19 protein-coding genes, 1 tRNA gene and 1 other RNA gene are annotated in these 21246 nt (G+C 53.0%); 13 read left to right on the forward strand and 8 right to left on the reverse strand.

The features are described 5' to 3' along the window. Positions 1-274 precede the first annotated feature (274 nt). Positions 275-1288: a two-component system response regulator RssB gene (gene rssB / locus AC1DUO_RS19970; protein WP_477988446.1), complete on the reverse strand. Its 1014-nt coding sequence runs from the start codon at positions 1286-1288 to the stop codon at positions 275-277. A 96-nt stretch (positions 1289-1384) separates the two neighbouring features. Continuing rightward, positions 1385-2296: a patatin-like phospholipase RssA gene (rssA, locus tag AC1DUO_RS19975; RefSeq protein WP_013575954.1), complete on the reverse strand. Its 912-nt coding sequence runs from the start codon at positions 2294-2296 to the stop codon at positions 1385-1387. Positions 2297-2444: 148 nt separating this feature from the next. Here rssA and AC1DUO_RS19980 point away from each other — a divergent pair, with 148 nt between their 5' ends. The 4 genes from AC1DUO_RS19980 to AC1DUO_RS19995 all read left to right on the forward strand — a co-directional run bounded on the left by AC1DUO_RS19980 (position 2445) and on the right by AC1DUO_RS19995 (position 4272). Then, on the forward strand, positions 2445-2909 hold the full coding sequence (locus AC1DUO_RS19980) for a YchJ family protein (RefSeq protein WP_119261744.1): 465 nt from the start codon (positions 2445-2447) through the stop codon (positions 2907-2909). Positions 2910-2952: 43 nt separating this feature from the next. Then, positions 2953-3801, forward strand: a complete 849-nt coding sequence (gene purU / locus AC1DUO_RS19985) for a formyltetrahydrofolate deformylase (RefSeq protein ID WP_013575956.1) — start codon at positions 2953-2955, stop codon at positions 3799-3801. Positions 3802-4014: 213 nt separating this feature from the next. Beyond that, a tRNA-Tyr gene (locus AC1DUO_RS19990) sits at positions 4015-4099 on the forward strand. Between the two features lie 43 nt (positions 4100-4142). Then, positions 4143-4272, forward strand: a non-coding RNA gene (locus AC1DUO_RS19995) — RtT sRNA. A gap of 103 nt (positions 4273-4375) precedes the next feature. Here the strand turns inward: AC1DUO_RS19995 and AC1DUO_RS20000 are convergent. From AC1DUO_RS20000 to AC1DUO_RS20010, 3 genes are read right to left on the reverse strand one after another with little or no spacing between them, the layout of a single operon-like run. After that, positions 4376-6208 carry an ABC transporter ATP-binding protein gene (locus AC1DUO_RS20000; protein WP_477988449.1) on the reverse strand — a complete coding sequence of 611 codons (1833 nt, stop codon included), beginning with the start codon at positions 6206-6208 and terminating at the stop codon, positions 4376-4378. Position 6209: 1 nt separating this feature from the next. Beyond that, positions 6210-7643 carry a M81 family metallopeptidase gene (locus AC1DUO_RS20005; protein ID WP_119261746.1) on the reverse strand — a complete coding sequence of 478 codons (1434 nt, stop codon included), beginning with the start codon at positions 7641-7643 and terminating at the stop codon, positions 6210-6212. A 12-nt stretch (positions 7644-7655) separates the two neighbouring features. After that, positions 7656-8795, reverse strand: coding sequence for an ROK family transcriptional regulator (locus tag AC1DUO_RS20010; RefSeq protein WP_013575959.1), 1140 nt, complete (start codon positions 8793-8795; stop codon positions 7656-7658). A 235-nt stretch (positions 8796-9030) separates the two neighbouring features. Between AC1DUO_RS20010 and AC1DUO_RS20015 the strand changes: the two genes are divergently transcribed. From AC1DUO_RS20015 to AC1DUO_RS20030, 4 genes are read left to right on the forward strand one after another with little or no spacing between them, the layout of a single operon-like run. Then, positions 9031-10575 (forward strand): ABC transporter substrate-binding protein, encoded by a 1545-nt coding sequence (locus AC1DUO_RS20015; protein ID WP_119261747.1) that lies wholly within the window; start codon positions 9031-9033, stop codon positions 10573-10575. Between the two features lie 27 nt (positions 10576-10602). Then, positions 10603-11523 (forward strand): ABC transporter permease, encoded by a 921-nt coding sequence (locus AC1DUO_RS20020; protein ID WP_013575961.1) that lies wholly within the window; start codon positions 10603-10605, stop codon positions 11521-11523. Continuing rightward, on the forward strand, positions 11523-12389 hold the full coding sequence (locus AC1DUO_RS20025) for an ABC transporter permease (RefSeq protein WP_013575962.1): 867 nt from the start codon (positions 11523-11525) through the stop codon (positions 12387-12389). The genes AC1DUO_RS20020 and AC1DUO_RS20025 overlap by 1 nt, the downstream gene beginning before the upstream one ends. After that, positions 12386-13315 carry an ROK family protein gene (locus tag AC1DUO_RS20030; protein WP_112152534.1) on the forward strand — a complete coding sequence of 310 codons (930 nt, stop codon included), beginning with the start codon at positions 12386-12388 and terminating at the stop codon, positions 13313-13315. The genes AC1DUO_RS20025 and AC1DUO_RS20030 overlap by 4 nt, the downstream gene beginning before the upstream one ends. Positions 13316-13489: 174 nt before the next feature. Here the strand turns inward: AC1DUO_RS20030 and AC1DUO_RS20035 are convergent, their stop codons facing one another. Further along, positions 13490-14059: a GNAT family N-acetyltransferase gene (locus AC1DUO_RS20035; protein WP_013575964.1), complete on the reverse strand. Its 570-nt coding sequence runs from the start codon at positions 14057-14059 to the stop codon at positions 13490-13492. A gap of 101 nt (positions 14060-14160) precedes the next feature. Here AC1DUO_RS20035 and dapF point away from each other — a divergent pair, with 101 nt between their 5' ends. The 5 genes from dapF to aroQ all read left to right on the forward strand — a co-directional run bounded on the left by dapF (position 14161) and on the right by aroQ (position 19357). Next, a complete protein-coding gene (dapF, locus tag AC1DUO_RS20040; protein ID WP_112152532.1) occupies positions 14161-15000 on the forward strand; it encodes a diaminopimelate epimerase in 840 nt (279 codons plus the stop codon). 322 nt (positions 15001-15322) lie between these two features. After that, the gene (locus tag AC1DUO_RS20045) at positions 15323-16702 is read left to right on the forward strand and encodes an MFS transporter (RefSeq protein ID WP_112152531.1); all 1380 of its coding nucleotides are present in this window, start codon (positions 15323-15325) and stop codon (positions 16700-16702) included. A 105-nt stretch (positions 16703-16807) separates the two neighbouring features. Further along, positions 16808-18070: a gallate dioxygenase gene (locus AC1DUO_RS20050; protein ID WP_119261748.1), complete on the forward strand. Its 1263-nt coding sequence runs from the start codon at positions 16808-16810 to the stop codon at positions 18068-18070. Continuing rightward, positions 18067-18900, forward strand: coding sequence for an amidohydrolase family protein (locus tag AC1DUO_RS20055; RefSeq protein ID WP_013575968.1), 834 nt, complete (start codon positions 18067-18069; stop codon positions 18898-18900). Before AC1DUO_RS20050 ends, AC1DUO_RS20055 begins: the two co-directional genes overlap by 4 nt. Positions 18901-18916: 16 nt before the next feature. Then, positions 18917-19357: a type II 3-dehydroquinate dehydratase gene (aroQ, locus tag AC1DUO_RS20060; RefSeq protein WP_015690079.1), complete on the forward strand. Its 441-nt coding sequence runs from the start codon at positions 18917-18919 to the stop codon at positions 19355-19357. Between the two features lie 71 nt (positions 19358-19428). On the opposite strand, the gene AC1DUO_RS20065 is transcribed toward aroQ, so the two are convergent. Continuing rightward, positions 19429-20682, reverse strand: coding sequence for an O-antigen ligase family protein (locus tag AC1DUO_RS20065; protein WP_015690080.1), 1254 nt, complete (start codon positions 20680-20682; stop codon positions 19429-19431). Then, positions 20675-21246 (reverse strand): glycosyltransferase (locus AC1DUO_RS20070; RefSeq protein ID WP_477988453.1); only part of this gene is annotated, 572 nt, incomplete at its 5' end. The genes AC1DUO_RS20065 and AC1DUO_RS20070, both read right to left, overlap by 8 nt.

The following is a 21246-nucleotide window of genomic DNA, read 5'->3' on the forward strand; positions in this document are numbered from 1 at the left end:
GCAAGAACCGCCGCCTGAACAAGTCCGACGTAACCGATACCAAAAACTGTTACTTTCATCAGCGAATTCCTATTTGTTATTTTAAACAATGTAAAATAGACAGCCAAATTTACCGGAACGGATTATACCAGTTTCAGCCGCAAGTGCGCCTGCAAAGGCATATTTTGCATTGAGATACATCTTAGAAGATTGAAATAAAGTGGGAAGACAAAAAAACGTGTGGGAAAAATGCTCAGGATTATTAATAAATTATTATCAATAGTAATAAATTTGCTCAATCAACAGACAGCATTAATCTCAGACGACCACCCGAACCCCAGACCTGACATTGCCAGGCATCACATTTCTGACTGATTTGATTGGAGTATGTTGCGCCAGTGGTGCCGAGCGGCACACCATTGCTGAGCTGAATCATATTGGTGCCGGTATTCACGTTGGCATGTAATCCCGCAGAAACCAGAATGAGATTCTTATACCCGGCATGATAATAACCAAGCAGCAACGGGAATTGTCCTTCGAGATTTGCCTGCTTGAATAAATGGTTGACCTGTTTAAGCAGCGTCGACATTTGTGGCAACCGCTGATGCTGATTACTTAAGTGCTCACGTAATAAGCTGTTAAAAATAGCACGCAACAATAACGCCGCCAGTACGCCATTTTCGTTGGCACGGGTCWCGTCCAGACAATAGAAACCGAGATCTTTGGAGGAAAGCGCGGCGATATCCAGCACCAGTCCCGGACTTTCCGCTGATGTCAGTTGCCGGTAGTTGATGCGGCAATGCGCCAGCCTCTGCTGAACCGGTGGCTGTAATTCCTGCAACAAACGCTGCGCTTCATTAGGGTTACGGCACAGCGCCTCCCAGTCCTGAACCAGCGAACTTTCCTCCATCGCCTGTGATGAAAAAAGCTTCGGGTATAAAGACGAAAGCAGCGCTTCGCGTAACCGGTTGAGATCGCTGATCGGTTTGAGAAGAACATCTTCCACGCCGAGTCGCAGCATTGATGCAACGTCGGTCATTTTATCCGTGGCGGAAATCACCAGAACAGGGATTTTATTTCCCTGTAATCGCAGGTTTTCGACGAACTCCATCCCGCCCATCTCAGGCATCGCCAAATCGCAGAGAATCAGGTCAGGCGGGTAGTCTTCGACCAGCGACAAAGCCTCAAGGCCATTTTCGGCTTCCGTAAATGTCGCACCGAGGGAACTTACATAGCCAGCAAGTATGGATCGGAAGACGGCTTCGTCTTCAACGATGAGAATATGCTTGCTTGTAAGTGGCTTGTCCATCAGGGTCCCCCAGAATTTCTTATTCTAATAGTGGCTCATAAAGCCTGTTTTTGCTTGGCAGAATTGTCAGATTAGGCCAAACACATTTTAAGCCATTCAGAACTGTCTATTTTTAATCAGGGGTAGCAATTGCTCTCTCTGTTTTTCAACGGCAAGACGGCCTGCCTCGATCGCTTCTTCTGCCCGATGGAAGTCCAGCGTCGAAATTTGCGGGCAATAAGGCTGGATCAACACATCCGGCGGGTCGCCTGCCATGCGATTACGTTTGAGGCGGTTTTCCAGCACCTGAATGGACGTTGACATAATTTCCATCGCCGAGGGGCTGACGTTGGGTTTTCTGGCATTTGGACGGGTTAAACGCTGACGTATTCTGTCACGCCAGCTCACTTCTTTCTCAGTATCCAGTGCTTCGCCGGTCGGTTGTACCGTCAGCAAATCCTGCTGCATCAGATGCGCGTCGTGCTGGAGATCAACGGCGATAACGATATCAGCGCCAAGTGCGCGAGTCAGCGAAATGGGCACCGGATTCACCACCGCCCCATCAACCAGCCAGTAACCGTTGTGCCAGACCGGTGCCAGCAGGCCGGGCATACTGCACGAGGCGCGGATAGCCTCATGCAAGTCCCCTTTTGTCAGCCACAATTCGCGACCGGTACTCAGATTGGTGGCGACTGCGCCAAACTTCTTCGAGCACTTTTCAAACTCATCAATGCGGATCAACTGCCCCACGGCATTGAACACACGCTCTCCACGCAGCAATCCTCCGCGCTTCCACGAAAAGTCCATCAGTCGCAGCACATCCCAGTAACTGAACGAGCGAACCCAGCTTTCTATTGCAGGCAATCTGTTACTGGCGTAGGCCGCGCCGACCAGTGCGCCAACTGAACAACCAGCGACGACATCAACGTCGATATCCATTTCCTTCAGGGCATTAATCACGCCAATGTGTGCCCACCCTTTCGCGGCTCCCGAGCCAAGGGCAAGACCAATGGTGACTTTTCTGCTCATCTGATGACCTTATATTGCGCATAGCATTAGAATCAGCGGGGAAGCGCGTTGTCACCCGGCGAGGTTGTTAGGTAACATATCGCTTTGGTGCATTCAATAGCGCAACCTGCGCTATTGAATGTGTAAGCCCTGCGAATCAGGAGTTTCCGTGTCAGAACTTTGCCCATGTTGCAGCCATCTTCCTTACGAAGAATGCTGCCAGCCATACATCGCTGAGTGTAAAGTGGCGCCGACACCGTCTGCGCTGATGCGATCACGCTACACTGCTTACGTCCTGAAAAATGCGAGTTATCTGATCGCCACCTGGCATCCGGATTGTCAACCCGGGCGCTGGCGTGAAAGTTTACAGGAAGGCTTTACCAGTACGCACTGGCAAGGTTTACAGGTGATCGCTCAGTCAGAGGGACGCAATGCTGATGAAGGTTTCGTTGAGTTTGCTGCACGATTTACCGAAACCGGCGACGAACATATTCATCTGATCCATGAGCGTTCACGATTTCTTCGTTTGAACGAACGCTGGTACTATATCGACGGAATTAAACCGCAGACAGGACGCAATGACGCCTGCCCGTGCGGATCGGGTAAAAAATATAAGAAGTGCTGCGGTAAATAATTCAACCGTACTATTTTAAGTCTTGGACAGGATCCACAACCTCATGCCGCAACAGAACGTACAAACCAAGGTATTACGCACCATTTGCCCTGACGCAAAAGGTCTGATCGCCAAAATTACCAATATTTGCTACAAGCACGAACTTAATATCGTGCAAAACAACGAATTCGTCGATCACCGCACCGGACGCTTCTTTATGCGTACCGAGCTGGAAGGGATTTTCAACGACACCACGCTGCTGGCCGATCTTGACAGCGCGCTGCCTGCGGGTTCCGTGCGCGAACTCAACAGCACCGGACGCCGCCGCATTGTTATCCTGGTCACCAAAGAAGCCCATTGTCTGGGCGATCTGCTGATGAAAGCGGCTTACGGCGGTTTAGATGTCGAAATCGCTGCGGTGATCGGTAATCACGACACTCTGCAAACGCTGGTCGAGCGTTTTGATATTCCGTTCCATCTGGTCAGTCATGACGGCCTGACCCGCGAACAGCACGACAGCGCAATGATTGCGCAAATCGACCAGTATCAGCCTGATTATGTGGTGCTGGCTAAATACATGCGCGTGCTGACGCCGGGCTTTGTGCAGCATTATCCGCATCAGGTGATCAACATTCACCACTCATTCCTGCCGGCATTTATTGGCGCCCGCCCGTATCATCAGGCGTATGAGCGCGGCGTGAAACTGATTGGTGCTACCGCGCACTACGTGAATGACAACCTGGATGAAGGTCCGATCATCATGCAGGACGTGATTAACGTCGATCATACTTATACGGCGGAAGATATGATGCGCGCCGGTCGCGACGTTGAGAAAAACGTGCTCAGCCGTGCCTTATATCGCGTGCTGGCGCAGCGTGTCTTTGTTTACGGCAACCGCACTGTCATTCTGTAATCCGCCTTCTGACGGTGCTTTTCGCTCAGAGAAGCACCGTTAAGCGCAAAAAATCCGCAAACGAACTTTATTATCGCTTTCAGCGCTTTACACCTTCGAATCATTTGGTATTATGCGCCCCGTTCGCAGCTAACCGCTGCAGCGACAAAAATCATCCATGTAGCACATGATGGTTTTGGCCAAGAAGTATGTAGTAAATGCCACAAAAGTTGTGGTGGGGTTCCCGAGCGGCCAAAGGGAGCAGACTGTAAATCTGCCGTCATCGACTTCGAAGGTTCGAATCCTTCCCCCACCACCATCTTCTATGTGCAATCGCACCTTCCGAAAAATCCCAAACTAAATAAAAACTCAAATCGGGAAGGATGAAGAATCTTCGACACGAAGGTTCGAGCCGAGCGAAGCGAGACAGCGTTGCGCAGCAACGACCCGCAGGGCGAGGCCAGTGGCCGAGTAATCCTTCCCCCACCACCATCTTCTATGTGCAATCGCACCTTCCGAAAAATCCCAAACTAAATAAAAACTCAAATCGGGAAGGATGAAGAATCTTCGACACGAAGGTTCGGGCCGTTAACTATCAAACCTGAACAAAATGCCCTGCTGAGACTTCCTGATATTGCCTTTGCGGCGGAATATAGCCGTTATCGCGCACCGGGCTTTTCAGCTCATCGACCTGCATTTGCCGCTTAAGCATTCTGCGCGACGGATCCGGCACCGGCACTGACGCCATCAGTTTTCGCGTATATGCATGCTGGGGATTATCGAATATCGCCGCACGCGGGCCAATCTCCACAATCTCCCCGAGATACATCACCGCCACGCGATRACTCACCCGCTCGACCACCGCCATATCATGCGAAATAAACAGGTACGACAGATTCATGCTTTCCTGCAAATCGAGCAGCAAATTCACCACCTGCGCTTTCACCGACACATCCAGCGCGGATACCGATTCATCCGCGACAATCACTTTCGGATCGAGCGTCAGCGCGCGTGCAATACAAATCCGCTGGCGCTGACCACCGGAAAACTCGTGCGGAAAGCGGCGCAGCATGTCCGGCGACAATCCGACTTTTTGCAGTAACGACGCGGCTTTCTCTTTTGCATCGCTGCGGTTATGCAGTTTATGTTGCAGCATCGGTTCAATCAGCGCGTCACCAATACGCATACGCGGATTCAGGCTGGCAAACGGATCCTGGAATATCATCTGAATCCGCTGCCGCATCTGTAAAATATCGCGCTTGCCCAGATTCATCACATCAAAACCGTCGAAATCAATCGCGCCGCTGTGTGGTTTCAACAGCCGTGTTACCGCGCGGCCGGTAGTGGATTTTCCGCAACCGGATTCCCCCACCAGCGACAGCGTTTCACCCTGGAATAAATCAAAGCTGATGTTTTCTACCGCATGTACCGCACCAACCTGACGGCTGAATATGCCGCCATACACCGGGAAACGTGCGCTGAGATTTTTCACCGAGAGCAATGGCGTCAGCCCCGAAGCGACCGTTCCTGCCACTTCCCCCGGCACGCTTGCCTCACCGGTTTGCAGATTGATTTGCGGAAAACGTAACGGCCAGTCACGCCCCTGCATCGACCCGAGTTTCGGCACGGCGGCCAGCAAAGCACGGGTATAAGGATGTTGCGGGCGATGGAAAATATCCTCCGTCGCCCCGCTTTCCACCGCTTCACCACGATACATCACCAGCGTGCGGTCAGCGATTTCCGCCACCACGCCCATATCGTGCGTGATAAACAACACCGCCATCCCTTCTTCTTCCTGCAACGTCTTGATCAAATCCAGAATCTGTCCCTGAATGGTCACATCCAGCGCGGTCGTGGGTTCGTCGGCAATCAGCAATTTAGGTTTCAGCGCCAGTGCCATGGCAATCATCACGCGCTGGCGCATGCCGCCGGAAAACTGATGGGGATATTCATCAAACCTTTTGGTTGCATTGGGAATACGGACTTTTTCCAGCAACCGCAGAGTTTCTGCCCGCGCTTCGGAAGATGACATGCCCCGGTGCCGTTTGAGACTTTCGGCGATTTGCCTGCCGATACTGAATGTAGGATTGAGCGACGTCATTGGCTCCTGGAAAATCATCGCCATGTCATTGCCGCGAATATCACGCATCTGCTTATCCGAAAGCGCCAGCAAACTGCGCTGATTCAGCCAGACTTCACCCTCAATCCGGCTGCTTTGTGCTTTCAGCAAGCGCATCACCGACAACGACGTCACGCTTTTTCCCGAACCGGATTCGCCGACGATCGCCAGCGTTTCGCCGGGATAGACATCAAACGACAAATCGCGTACCACCGGCAGCCAGTCGTCTTCGCCGCGAAACGAGGTAGTGAGATGTTTCACGCTCAGCACGGGCTGACGGTTTTCCGGTTGTCCGGTGGTCGGGTTCATTTCATTTGCTCCTGGAGGAAAGCTGCACCTGCGGCACGTAGCTGAAGTCACGGTCAAACGGGAAAGCTTTACGCGGTTTGCGATGGCGTGGCAGGCGTTCGACAAACTGATCGACCACGCCATTCGACAGCGCCATCAGGTTCGGGCTGGCAATCGGTGCCAGTTCCGGTGACAGATAGCCGGATTTCACGACAACAATGTCCGCGGTATGCGGATCCAGTTCCAGCACGGTAAAGTCGCTGATGTTGTGATACGGGCGGCGGCGCGCCGACACCACCACATCAATTCCGCCAATGCGCAGCACGGCCTGACGGTCAGCCGGTGCCAGTGCGTCAAGCAGAAAGACGACTTCAAATTCACCTTTCACCTGCGGGCTGGAATGATCGAGCGACGCGCCAAGTGTCAGCGTCAGTATTGACCCGACACCGGCATTGAATGCGGCATCGGTTGCCGGCGCATCGGCAATCCCGGCCACAATGGTATTCTGCGCATACTGTTTGATCAGTTCCTGCAACACATCCGCGCGGTCACCGACACCGCCACCTGTCGGATTATCGCCGGAATCCGCCAGCACCACCGGCCGCGTTTCACTGGCAATCGCTTTTTTCACACAGGCCTCAACGGTGTCGGTTTCGCAGCCAAACACAAAATCTTCCCGTGCGTCCCAGTAAGCCTGTGCCAGTTGAGTGGCCTGCTGTTCCAGCACAGTACGGTCGGTGCCGGTCATGATCACCGCCGCCGTCGCACGCGGCTCATCCGCCCACACATAACCCACCATCAGTGAGCTGTCCCATACGCCGTCAACTTCATCCATTTCCGGCAAACGGGCGTACAAACTTTTCGCCGGTTCATCTTCCGTACTGGTGCGCTCGCCGGGTAACACCACCGGCACCGGCACCCACAGCAGCGTCGGTTTTATGCCGGTTTGCAGATGCTTTACCAGCATGGCGACAGAACGGCGCATGGTTTCCTCCACATCAATATGCGGCGCAGTGCGGTAGGTCGAAAACATATCAATGGCGTCAATAATGCGTTGTGACACGTTGCCGTGCAGATCATAACTGACGCTGATCGGGCAATCCGGCCCGACGGCTTTACGCGCCGCGGCAATCCAGTCACCTTCGGCATCCTCCAGCCCTTCAACATACATCGCGCCGTGCATCGCCAGATACAAACCGTCGAACGGTTTTCGCGCCTCCAGACCCGCCAGCATTTCCGCTTTGAATTTATCGTACGTCGCACGCGCTACCGGACCACCGGCAATAGCACGGGCGTGAATGGTCGGTAAAAACGTCGCAGGATAGTCCTGCAAAAAACGAAAGCGCGGTGATGCCAGTAACTGCGCATCACGCACGACGGTGAAATCCTTTTCCTCGTTAAGCACCGGATTGTAAGTGCTGCATTCAATATGGATACCGCTGACCGCTATACGCATGTTGCTCATTCCTCAGACAGGCTTCAGACCAACCAGAAAGCGATGTGCGGCTATACTCGCCGCCGCGCGCGCCCAGGTGTCGTCGTTTAGGGTAAAAGTACGAACCGGTGTTTTACCGGCGTTGCCCGGCAACACATTGGCTTCAACAGACTGATGTACAACCGTGCCGAACAGCCCGGAAAAATCGGCATCCTGATGGGCAATCAGGATCAGGTCCGGGTCATTGATTTGAATCAGATGCGATATCGCCAGGCCCAGCGCAGAACCGGCACGGTGCAAAATACGGATTGCCGCCGTCTGGCCCTGCATCGCCAGTTGTTCCAGCCCGCCGATCGTGGAAGCATCCAGCCCTTCAGCTTTGGCCATTTCCGCAATAGCATTGAGGGAGGCCAGCGTGTCGAGACAACCGCGCTTGCCGCAGCGGCATGGTGAACCGTTCAGCTCCAGCGTGCAGTGCGCGATCTCCCCTGCACCGCCGTGTAAACCACGATGCAATTGCCCGGCGATGAAATGCGCGCTGCCAATCCCCGCCCCGTGGCTGACCAGCGTAAAGCTGCTCAGATCCCGCGCCTGACCAAAACTTTTCTCGCTTACCGCCAGCGCTTTGGCGTCATTTTCAATAGCCACGTCCATGCCTGTCGCCTGCGAAATCAGCCTGGCCAGCGGCACATCCCGCCAGCCCAGCAACGCCGACTGCACGCAGGTCGACTGATGCTCATCAATAAGACCCGATAGCGTCACGCCCAGCCCGACCAGCTTTTTTGCCGCCTCGGGATGAGGCTCGAGTAACGCCGGTAAGGCGCTGGCGATATTGGCTGCCAGTTGTTGCGGATCCGCATCAGCAGCAAAAGACACCCGCGAAAGTATTTCGCCATGCAGATTGATCAGGGCCATTTGCGCCGGATTTTGCAGCAAAGAAACACCGGCAAACCACGCGCCGTCAGGATGCACGACCAGACGTACCGACGGTCTCCCCTGTCCGCTGCCCGGCACCGTTTCTGCCTCATGCAGAAAACCGGCCTCGATCATCTCGCGTACCACGCCGCCGATAGCCGCTTTACTCATTCCTGAGGACTGCGCCAGTTCGGTACGGCTTAAACCGCCTGCGGCATTCACTGCGCCCAAAATCTGACGTTGCAAAGTTGTTAGCATATTCGTTTTGGCGCTCTCAGTTTTCGCTCATCTGCATTGACATTAAACGGTAGAAATGGATATATCAATGCCAATTAGTTCACAAATTAAACTAAATGTTCCGATATAAGTATTTCATATGAACTATTTGTTAAATCTCTTTGTTAAAACAAACTGTCATTAAAACCGGCGTTTTACTCAACCGGCAGACTGAGCCAGAGCCACTTAATCCGATTTTTCACGCAGAGGGCAGAACATGAAGATTACCCGTTATATCCGGCGTCCCTTACCGTTAACGCTGCTGAGCAGCGCCCTTCTCGCCGCGTTTTCGCTGCCGGTGTTTGCCGCCACGCTGAACGTGATGCAAAACGAAGCGCCGCGCAGTATGGATCCGGGCAACCAGACCGCGACCTTTACCGGCACGGTACTGGATCCAATGTATGAAGGTCTGCTGCGTATGTCGCCGCAACTCAAACCGGAAGCGGCGCTGGCGACCTCGTGGAGCAGCGATGAAAGCGGGCTGGTGTGGACCTTCAAACTGCGCAGTGGCGTCACTTTCCACGACGGTACACCGTTTAACGCTGACGCTGTTGTCGCCAACTTTGCCCGCCATCTCGATACCAAACGCGGGCTGGCCGCCAGCGGACGTCTGCGCACCTTCCTTGACAGCGTCACCAAAACCGACGATTCCACCGTCGTGTTCAAACTGAAAAAACCCTATCCGGCCTTCCTGAATTTACTGACTACCGGCGCCTGTCTGATGGTCAGCCCTGCAGCGGATAAAACCGGTACGCTGGACAGCAAAGCGGTCGGCACCGGACCGTACAAAATGGTGCAGTACAAAACCGGCGAATTCGTGCTGGAAGAAAAATATCCGGGTTACTGGGGTGATAAAGCCGCCGGGCCGGACGACATTAAATGGACCTGGAGCGCTGAGCCTTCGGTCATGAACATGGCGTTGCAGGCGGGTGAAACCGACGTCATCAACCCTGTGCCGCCACAATTTGCCCGCGTACTGAAAAATAATCCTAAATTCAGTTTGCATGAAAGCCCGGGTGCCGCCGTGTTCTGGGTTGCGCTGAATACCGACCTTAAACCCATGAGTGACGTCCGCGTCCGTCAGGCACTGAACTACGCCACGGACCGCGACGGACTGGTGCGCGCCATTATGTCGGGCTTCGCACAACCGGCGAATTCCCCGCTGGCACCGGTCACCGCCGGTTATGACAAAACCCTGAACCCGTATCCGCTGGATCTGGCGAAAGCCAAAGCGTTGCTGAAAGAAGCAGGCGTTGCCGACGGCTTTACGATGTCAATTGCCGTGCAGGGTCAGGACGCGCGTATCGGTCAGGTGCTGCAAAGCATGTGGGCGAAAATCGGGGTGAAACTGGACGTGAAAATCATGGAAAGCGGCGTGTGGACGAAAGCCGCGTTTGCCGATCAGGCGGGTAAAAAGGCCGATAACACCGGCGCGGTGCTGGCGTCATGGTCTTCCGGCGCGAATGGCGCCGATCTGCAACTTCGTCCGCTTTACTACAGCAAAAGCTTCGCACCGGGCGGCGCAAATCTGGGCTTCTTCAGTGACCCGAAACTGGACGACATGTTAGACAAAGCCGCCTCAACGCTGGATGAAAACACCCGCAACGCGATTTACGTTGACGCCCAGAAAGAAATTAACCAACAGGCACCGCAGGTGCTGTTGTATTACCAGAATGATTTGTACGCCACCGGCACGAATATTTCAGGTGTCACGATGATCCCGGGTGGACAAATTGTGGTGAAAGATGCACAGAAAAAATAACCGCAGTATCTACAGTGGAAAATAGCCATGAAAGCCTATCTTGCCAAAAAGCTCATCGCCTTCCCGGTCATCCTGATCGGGGTGTCGATGCTGATTTTTGTGTCCATCCGCGCGCTGCCGGGCGATCCGGCGCGTCTGATGGCCGGGCCTGAAGCGACGCAGGAAGCGGTCGATGCCATGCGCGTTCGTCTCGGGCTGGATCAGCCGCTGGTGACGCAGTATCTGCATTTTGCCGGTGATGTGTTGCATGGCAATCTCGGCATCTCGCTACAGTCGCAGCAGCCGGTCACGCAGGAAATCGGGGAACGAATGCCGTATACCCTGATGCTGGCGGTGCTGGCGTACTTTCTGGCTGTAGCGGTTGGCGTTCCGGCGGGCATGATAGGCGCGGTTTACCGCAACCGCTGGCCGGATTTTGGCGTGATGTTGCTGGCGATTGCCGGCGCGTCCATCGCCAACTTCTGGCTGGGGCTGATGGCAATGAACACCTTTTCGGTCAATCTCGGCTGGCTGCCGCTGCTCGGCGCGACATCATGGAAAAGCTACATTCTGCCTTCCGTGACGCTGGCGGTTTTACCCATGGCGGTGATGGCGCGCATGACGCGTTCCAGCATGCTGGATGTCTTGTCGGAAGATTATATCCGCACCGCGCGCGCCAAAGGTTTGTCCGCCACTACCGTGTATTGCAGCCATGCGTTTCGCAATGCGCTGATCCCGATTGTCACTATTGTGGCGCTCAATTTCGGCAGCCTGATTGGCGGCGCAGTCGTCACCGAATCCGTGTTTAACTGGCCGGGCATTGGTCGCCTGCTGGTGGATTCCGTGCGTTATCGCGATTATCCGGTCATTCAGGGCGTGGCGCTGGTCGCCGTCTGCGGCGTGGTGGTAATGAACCTGCTCGGTGAATTACTGATTGCTTTCCTGAATCCAAAAATAAGGTTCGATTAATGTCTGCCATTATCACGCAATTACCCCGTCGCAAACCGCGCACGTTGCGGTTGTTCCGCTGGTTATGGCGTCATCCGGCCGTGACCCTCGGGGGATTTATTGTCAGCCTGATCGTGCTGATGGGCTTGTTCGCGCCATTGATCACCCGTCACGATCCTTACGCACAAGACCTGATTGATACCCTGCTTTCTCCGAATGCAAGTCACTGGTTCGGTACGGATGATTATGGCCGCGATATCTTCGCCAGAGTGATTTATGGTGCGCGGATTTCGATTATCGAAGTGGTACTGAGCGTCGGACTGGCGATGATTATCGGCATTCCGCTGGGGATTATCGCCGGCATGGCGGGCCGTTATACCGACATGATCATCATGTGGTTTATGGACATGCTGTTTGCTTTTCCGGGCATCGTGCTGGCCATTCTGGTGGTCAGTATTCTCGGCGGCGGGCTGGTGAACTTGCTGATCGCGATTTCATTGTTTGCCATTCCGGTATATGCACGCCTCAGCCGTAACCTGACGCTCGGTTTAAAGCAGATGGAATACGTGGAAGCCGCGCAGGCGCTGGGTTTATCAAATTACCGTATTATCGTGCATTACATTTTGCGCAATGCCATCGGGCCGATTATCGTGCAATCGACGCTGACTGCCGGCACAGTGATTCTCGCCGCCGCCAGCCTGTCATTTCTGGGGCTTGGCGTGCAGCCGCCGATGCCGGAATGGGGTACCATGATGAGCGATGGCCGGAACTTCCTCGGCATTAATATTTACCTTTCGCTGTTCCCCGGTCTGGCCATTATGCTGACCGTGCTTGGTTTTAACGTACTGGGCGACGGACTGCGAGATTTACTGGACACACGCTCATGAGTTCTGCAGTTTTTTGCGCCGATATCGGCGGTTCATTTATTAAATTTGGTGTTTCACGTTATTCCGGCGAAGTGGAAGAATGCGGCAAAGTGCCGACACCCGTTGCCTCATGGAATGATTTCGTTAACGCCATGCAAAATCTGATCGACACGTATGGTGCTGATTTACCGGCTGGCACACCACTGGCGATTTCCACCGCCGGGCTGGTCTCCCCCCAAACCGGCGAAATGCTGGCCACCAACATTCCCGCGTTCACCGGACATTCTCTGGCGCAAGATCTCAGTGCTGCTCTGGACCGCCCGGTCACCGCCGCCAACGATGCAGATTGTTTTGCCCTCGCTGAAGCCCATGCCGGTAACGCACAACATCAGTCCGTCGTGGCGGCGATTATTTTAGGTACCGGCGTCGGCGGAGGACTGGTGATCAACGGCCAGCTCGTCCGCGGTCACGGCGGCGTCACCGGCGAATGGGGACACGGTGCGATTACCCGCACGGAACTGACGATTGACAACAAAAAATACGCCGTTCCGCGCCTGAAATGTGGCTGCGGCCAGACTGGCTGCCTCGATATGCTCGGCGGTGCGCGTGGCATGGAACGTTTGCATCAGCATTTTCACAGCCAGCAAAATACCAGTCTGGAGATTGTCACCGGCTGGCTGAACGGGCATCCCGACTGTTCGCTGACCGTGAATGCCTGGCTGGAACTGGTCGCCGAACCGCTGGCGCTGCTGGTCAACATCCTCGGCCCTTCCCGTATCGTCGCGGGCGGCGGGCTGGCCTCGGCAAAAGAACTTATCGCCGCACTGGATGTGAAAGTACGCGGGGGGGTGCTGCACACTTATGCAGAACCGTTGCTGATACCGGGGAAATTTTTGACCGACGGCGGATTAGTGGGGGCATCGGTACTGGGGAGGATGCAGAGTTAGTTGTTTGATCCTTTCCCTGCAATGGCCGTACAGTTTTGGTTTCAACTCCTCCCCCTGCGAAGGGGGAGGCAGGGAGGGGGTTTTAAGTATTGAAACAAAGGCCTGCGTGGTCACGTATCCCACTGATTTATCTTTAATACCCCACCCCAACCCTCCCCTTCGCAGGGGAGGGAGTCAGACCCGTTTTAGCCGATACAAACAATGTTCCCGCAACCAGTGCCCTTCCTCAATCACCGGATGCATGAAGTTCTCTTCGGGATCGCACACCATTCCCAGCTTTTTCATCACTGCCTGTGAGCGGACATTCGGCAGCGCTGTAAATGCCACAATTTCGTTGAGCCCTAGCTGAATAAACCCGGCATCCAGCGCAGCGCGGGCAGCTTCGGTGCAAAAACCCTGTCCCCACGCATCCGCCCGTAAACGCCAGCCGACTTCAACGCACGGGTTGAACGGCAGGTTATATCCCGGTGTATGCAACCCGACGAAGCCCATAAACTCGCCGGTTTCACGTAACTCAACCACCCAGATCCCCCACCCACGTTCAGTGATCAAATCCCGACAGCGGATCGCCATTTCATCACTTTTTTCACGGGCCAGCACTGACGGGAAAAATTCCATCACCTGCGGATCCGCGTTCATGGCGGCAAAAGGTTCAAAATCTTTATCCTGCCACTGGCGCAAAATCAGTCGCGATGTGGTGATAGCCAGCGGCGGCGATGCAACGGGGACGGTAAAAGACTGCATAAACAACTCCTTTTTTATGGCAGACATGGGTTAAAAGTAAATTCTGGTATTTCCTGTTAATGATATTTATAACAATAATAAATAATTCCGGAGCTGCCATTATGATTTTTCACCGCTATCACGGACTGGGTAACGATTATCTGGTCTGCCATCACCGCGTCGCCGCCCTGCTCAGTAACCAGCAAATCCGGCGCATCTGCGATCGTCATTACGGCATCGGTTCCGACGGTTTGCTGATCGACAATGACGATGCAGATATCCCCTCCCTGCGTATTATCAATCCTGACGGTTCAGAAGCTGAGAAAAGCGGCAACGGTCTGCGTATTTATGCGCGTTATTTGTTTGATATTGGCCGCGTCGCGCATGAGCCGTTTCTGGTGAATACACCGGGCGGGCAAGTGTGTTGTGAAGTCACCGACGGCGCCCATCAGGTGATTGTGGATATGGGGCAGGCAAAATTCTCGCCAGCCGCTTTACCCGCCAGTGTAGAAGGCGATGAAGCTCTCGCGCTACCCATCGTCGCGGGCGGGCATAATCTCAGTGCGACGCTGGTATCCATGGGCAATCCGCACTGCGTGATCCGGGTGGACAAACTGGATCTGGATTTAGTAAAGCAACTCGGCTCAGAGATTGAAACGCTGGCGATTTTCCCGAAACGTACCAACGTGCAGTTCGCGCAAGTCCTTGATCGCAATAATATCAGCATCGGCATCTGGGAGCGCGGCGCGGGTTATACGCTGGCTTCCGGCAGCAGCAGTTGCGCGGCAGCCAGCGCGATGCGCAAACTCGGGCTGGTGGATGACCATGTCACGGTACAGATGCCGGGCGGAAAACTCGCCATCAGTTTCAGCGGCGACTTTCAGGTCAACATGCGTGGCCCGGTGCAGAAAATTGCCATAATTACCCTTGATAACGACTGCTTCCGGGATATGCCGGCATAGCATTCTGACCTGCTGGACGTTCCCGACTCACCTCCCTTGTATGAAACTCTCCTGACGGCAGCCTGTCTGCCGCTCATTCTGTACGACCCCTATAAACAAAACTCATACCTGCATAATGATTTTATGGCAGACAGCATGCTTTGCAGCCCCTAAGTTGGTTATCAGGAAACACAAGAATGAATAACCAACTTACTGTTTAATAAATAAAATAATACTTATAAAAACCTCTCACGGCCGTTCTCCGTGCTTAACCGGTCAGTGAAATTTTGTTCAAAGTTTTAATCCGATCACATATTAATAAAAAAAACAGAGAGCGTACCCTATGAGCAACAACACCATCGTGGATGTGAAAACGTGGATAGACGAACGCCCGATATCGAAATATCAATGGGTGGTTTTATCCCTGTGTTTCATCATCATCATGTTCGACGGTTATGACGCCGCGGTGATGGGCTTTATCGCCCCGGCGCTGATCGAAGACTGGGGCATCAGCCGTGCGGAAATGGGGCCGATCCTGGGTGCCGCCATGTTTGGCGTGGCGATCGGCGCGCTGATTGCCGGACCGAACGCGGATCGCTTTGGCCGCAAGCGGGTGCTGATGTGGTCGATTCTGTGTTTTGCCCTGTTCAGTCTGCTGAGTACCTTTGCCCGCACGCCGATGGAAATGGCAATTCTGCGTTTTCTCACCGGTCTCGGCTTAGGCGCGGTAATGCCTAATACCGTGACGCTGGTGTCGGAATACATGCCCGAACGCCGCCGCAGCCTGATGATCACTGTGATGTACAGCGGCTTTAACGTCGGTTCCGGCGCGGGGGGATTTGTCGCGGCCGGTCTGTTGCCGCACTTTGGCTGGAAAGCGGTGATTTTTGCCGGTGGGATTTTGCCGCTGCTGATGCTGCCGTTACTGCTGTGGATCCTGCCGGAATCCGCCATGTACATGGTGGTGCGTAACGTCGCGAAAGAAAAAATTGCCAAAGTGCTGACCCGCGCCGGGGGTGTTTTCAGCGAAGGAACCAAATTTGTGCTCAAGGCGCCGGTTATTCAGAAAAAAGCCAAAGTATTCCAGCTTTACACCAATGGCTACGCCAAAGGCACGATGGTGTTGTGGGTCACTTACTTCATGGGCCTGTTCGTGATTTATCTGCTCAACGGCTGGTTGCCAACCATTATGCGTAACGGCGGTTTCTCGCTGGAACGCGCGGCTATCGTCGCCGGTTTGTTCCAGTTGGGCGGCACTTTCGGCGGCCTGATGGTCGGCGGGCTGATGGACAGATTCACCGCCAAACGTGTCATTGCGGGTTTCTACATGATGGGCGTGGTCAGCCTGCTGTCGCAAGGTATTGGCAACTTTGGCCCGGATATTCTCGCCCTGCTGGTGTTCATCAGCGGTGTGTGTATTAACGGCGCACAGACCGGTTTGCAGGCGTTTTCTCCGGCCTTCTATCCGACCGAAATGCGTGCCACCGGCGTCTGCTGGATGCACGGTATCGGCCGCAGCGGCGCGATTATCAGTTCATCGATGGGCGGCGTTCTGCTGGGCGTTTTCTCCGGCCAAAACATGATCTTTATTATTCTGGCGCTGCCTGCGTTGCTGGCGGGGCTGAGCATTCTTTTACACCGCGCGGCGCACCCGGCCGAGATGATCAAAGGCGTTGATATTACTGACATCCCGGAGTTGTCGCGCACCATGAATATCCGCTAGTCTCCGGATTAGCCACCTGATAATTAGAAACATATTCATCACCATAAATAATGCGGCGCGACGTGCGTGTCGCAGTTACCCTACAAAAAGTATTGAGGATTTAAGATGGCGAAAATCATAGGCGGTTTAGCAGTTTCACATACCCCGACCATCGGTTTTGCGGTTGACCATAACAAGCAGGAAGAAAGCGCCTGGGCGCCGATTTTCGAGAGCTTTGCGCCGATGCAAAAATGGCTGGATGAGAAAAAACCGGACGTGCTGGTCTACATTTTCAACGACCACGTGACCTCGTTCTTCTTCGATCACTATTCCGCCTTTACGTTAGGTATCGACGAGCAGTATGAAGTGGCCGATGAAGGCGGCGGCCCGCGTGACCTGCCTGCGGTCAAAGGCCATGCGGCGCTGTCTCAGCATATCGGTGCCAGCCTGATGGCGGATGAATTCGATATGTCTTTCTTTCAGGATAAGCCGTTGGATCACGGTTTGTTCTCGCCGCTTTCGGCCCTTCTCCCGCATGAAGGCGGCTGGCCGACACAAATCGTTCCGCTGCAAATCGGCGTATTACAGTTCCCTATTCCCACCGCCCGCCGCTGCTACAAACTCGGTCAGGCGCTGCGCCGTGCGATTGAAAGTTTCCCGGAAGATTTAAACGTGGCGATTGTCGCCACCGGCGGCGTGTCGCATCAGGTTCACGGCGAACGCTGCGGGTTTAACAACCCGGACTGGGATGAGCAATTTGTCGATATGATCGTCAACGACCCGGAACGTCTGACCGAAATGACGCTGGCTGAATTCGCCACGCTGGGCGGAATGGAAGGCGCGGAAGTGATCATGTGGCTGGTGATGCGCGGTGCGCTGTCAGCCAATGTGAAGAAACTGCATCAGGCTTATTACCTGCCGTCGATGACCGGTATCGCCACGCTGATCCTCGAAAATCAGTCGCGTGAAGCACCGTATGATGTGCAACAGCGCCAGCGTGACAAAATCGCGCAACAAATGGCGGGCGTTGAAAAGCTGCCGGGCACCTATCCGTTCACCCAGGCACGCAGTCTGAAAGCACTGCGCATTAACCGTTTCCTGCACCGCCTGATCCAGCCTGCGTGGCGCGCGCGTTTCCTTACCGATCAGCACGCGCTGTTTGCCGAAAACAAGCTGACCGAAGAGGAACAACAACTTCTGCGCGAACTCGACTGGCGCGGCATGATCCATTACGGCGTCAGCTTCTTCCTGCTGGAAAAACTCGGCGCGGTAGTCGGTGTGTCCAACTTACATATTTATTCCGCGATGCGGGGCGAAACGCTGGAAGAATTCCAGAAAACCCGCAATCAGCAAGTTCTCTATTCAGTAGCAGGTAAAGCGAAAGCATGACAATTTTTGAGCAACCCAAGATCGACACCCATCACCACGTGTTTGATCCGGCGCGCTTTCCGTACCTGCCGGACACGCCGTATCGTCCGGAAGGTCACGAGATTGGCACCACCGAGTATTACCGTGCCGTGATGCAGGCGTACAACATCCGCCACTCGCTGATTGTCGGCCCGACCTCGGGATATAACACCGACAGTGCGTGTCTGCTGGATGCGCTGCAAAAAGGCAACGGGCGCTTCAAAGGCATTGCCGTGGTGCCGTTTGACATCGGCATTGAGCAGCTTGCAAACCTGAAAAATGCCGGTGTGGTCGGCATTGCCATGAACGTCGCGATGCTCGGCACGGAGTCGTTTTTGCATCTCGACGGCCTGATGGGGCGTCTTGCCGAACTGGATATGTTCGCCGCCATTCAGGTGCAAAACGATCAGCTTCTGGCGTTGTTGCCGCTGATTAACCGTACCCGCACGCGGCTGCTGATTGATCACTCCGGGCGACCTGACGTCACGCAGGGGCTGCAACAACCGGCTTTTCAGGCACTGCTCAGCCTCGCTGACCAGCAAAGAGCCTGGGTAAAACTCTCAGGCTTAGCGAAATTCAGCCGTCAGCCCTTCCCGTATCAGGACGGGCACGCCTACCAGCACGCCCTGCTGGATGCCTTCGGCGCGGAGCATTGCATGTGGGGTTCCGACTGGCCGTTCCTGCGGGCGGAGCACCGGATGGATCTCGGTACGTTACTGATGCTGGTCGGACAATTATTTCCTGATGAAAAGATCCGCCAGCAGATTTTGTGGCAGACCCCGAAAGATTTGTTTGGATTTACGGATTACTGAAAAAAGGCAGACACTGATGAACTACAACATTGCCGTATTCAACGGCCCGAATCTCAATTTACTGGGCACCCGTGAACCGGAAACCTACGGTCACGACACGCTGGCGACCATCGAAAAGCTTTGTCATCAGACTGGCGAAAACTGCGGCGCAAAAATCGAATTCTTCCAGACCAATCACGAAGGAGATCTGATTGACCGCATTCAGGCATGCCGTGGCAAAGTGGACGCGATTGTGCTCAACGCCGCTGCGTGGACGCACACTTCAGTAGCTATTCGTGACGCCGTGACCGCCGTCAGCCTGCCGCTGTACGAAGTGCATATCACCAACGTGCATAAACGCGACGCCTTCCGCCACCATTCATTCCTTTCCGACGTTGCCGTCGGCGTAATCTGCGGTTTTGGCATTCAGGGCTATGAATATGCGATCAGACAGGCAGTGGTAAATCTGAATAAATAAAGCAGATTTTTGGAAAGTAAAACTTAAATAATATAAGGATTCAGAGTGTGAATCCTTATATTTCAGGCATGTTATTCAGCAGATTTTCGCGTACCAATACAGCAGACCGCCAGCGATATGACAAACAATGTTGCTGTCTGATCATAAAGAATCACTGAATCCGTCAGTCCGGTAACGAATAAAGCAATAAATGGAAGCACCATGCCTTTAATATTAACTTTCCTCACCCACCCATAGATTAAAACCAGATAAGGCAGCAATAAGGAAAACGTTCCTAATAATCCCTGAAGTGTAGTGACCTCAAGAAATTCGTTGTGCATATTATATTGAACATTGGTATAGCCTTCCGTGTTTTCCGGATGATGCGTTTTGATAAACGCTCTGGCCAACGTGGTTCTCTCATCAGGCGTAGTAAAACCAATATGGTGATGTAACAGGTATATGCCACTTTCCCAGATCGCCACCCTGGCCCCCAGTGATGTTGAACTTTGTACATCATATTTCTGGATATCATTAATACCCTGAGCCCAGCGATGCCCGGTGATGCCGATAATCGTCACAATAGCGAGCACGACCAACCCCGCCATCTGCCAATTTTTTCTTAAGTCTATTTTATACTCTAAAAATATAAAGGTAAGCTTAAGGAATATGAGAGCGAGAATGGTAATTCTTGTCCCACATAAATACAGGAGGATAAAGGTCAGTATAAAAGCCCCTAAATCCAGACATTTTGAATAACGATGATTTTCTAACCGGCTTAACCCCAGATAAGCCGCGTATATGAAAATAATCATATAAGAGGACATTGACGCTGCATCAGTCGTCAGTTTTATCCGGTCATTCACGGTATAAAAATGTTCATGTAACCCGAAGCCCAGCGTAACAATCAACCCCAGCACGATTATTACTTTACTTAAGAATATAGTTTTTTGAGTTGTCAGCGAACCATACACAGAAAGGCATAAGATGACAAAAGCACCCAGCAGGATCCTTTTGCTCCCTACTAAATAATTGTTAATGATGCCTGCGCTCGTCGGCGAGGGATCTATGCCATTATGCTTTAGCATCATTGCCCAGACAAAACGGACAGCGGCTAAGAAAAACAATGAAAAGAACATCACCAGATAAAAATGTTCATTCTTAAATGAGATATCCTTTTTGTAAATAGCATATAAAGTGGTAAAAAAACTGACGTAAGAAACAACATAAAATATTTTTTGTGGCCATCCGGTGATAAACATGCTCAATGAAAGTGAAATGCAAAGAGCAATAACTGATGCATTTACAATTATTTTCAAAGGAGCTGTAGCAGATTTGCTATTCATCTTTTCCCTCAGCAATCTTATTAAGAATATTCTTAAAATTATTCATATACGCATCTTCGTAAAACTTCCCGATACTTTCCTTTATCACTGCCTGCTCTGGCAATACCCGATCACTGCCTATTTTATTAATGATTTGAGAAAGCCTAATAATGTCATTTTGCGGATAAAGTTGCCCATTAATATTGTTTTCAATTATTTCTGACGGACCGCTGATACAATCAGAGGAGACGCAATATATTCCCCGGGATATCGCTTCCAGCAGCACAAGCGGGAAACCTTCGAAATTAGACGTCATGACCAGGCAAGTGACTTCTTTGATATTATTTTCGACATATTCCCAGGGGTCACTTTGCCATCCATGCCAGGTAATCTGATCAGAAATCCCCGACTGTTGCGTATAAGATTGACATATGGCCAAATCTTCACCATCTCCCACGATATCTAATGACCAGCGGACATTGACCCGGGCAAGCGAATCAAAGAGATCTTTTAACTGCTTTTGTCTTTCAAAATGTATTCTGCCGATGTAGAGGATTCTGAGCGACTCAGGTCTTAAAATAACCG

The organism is Rahnella sp. P4_A8 (genome assembly GCF_056402435.1).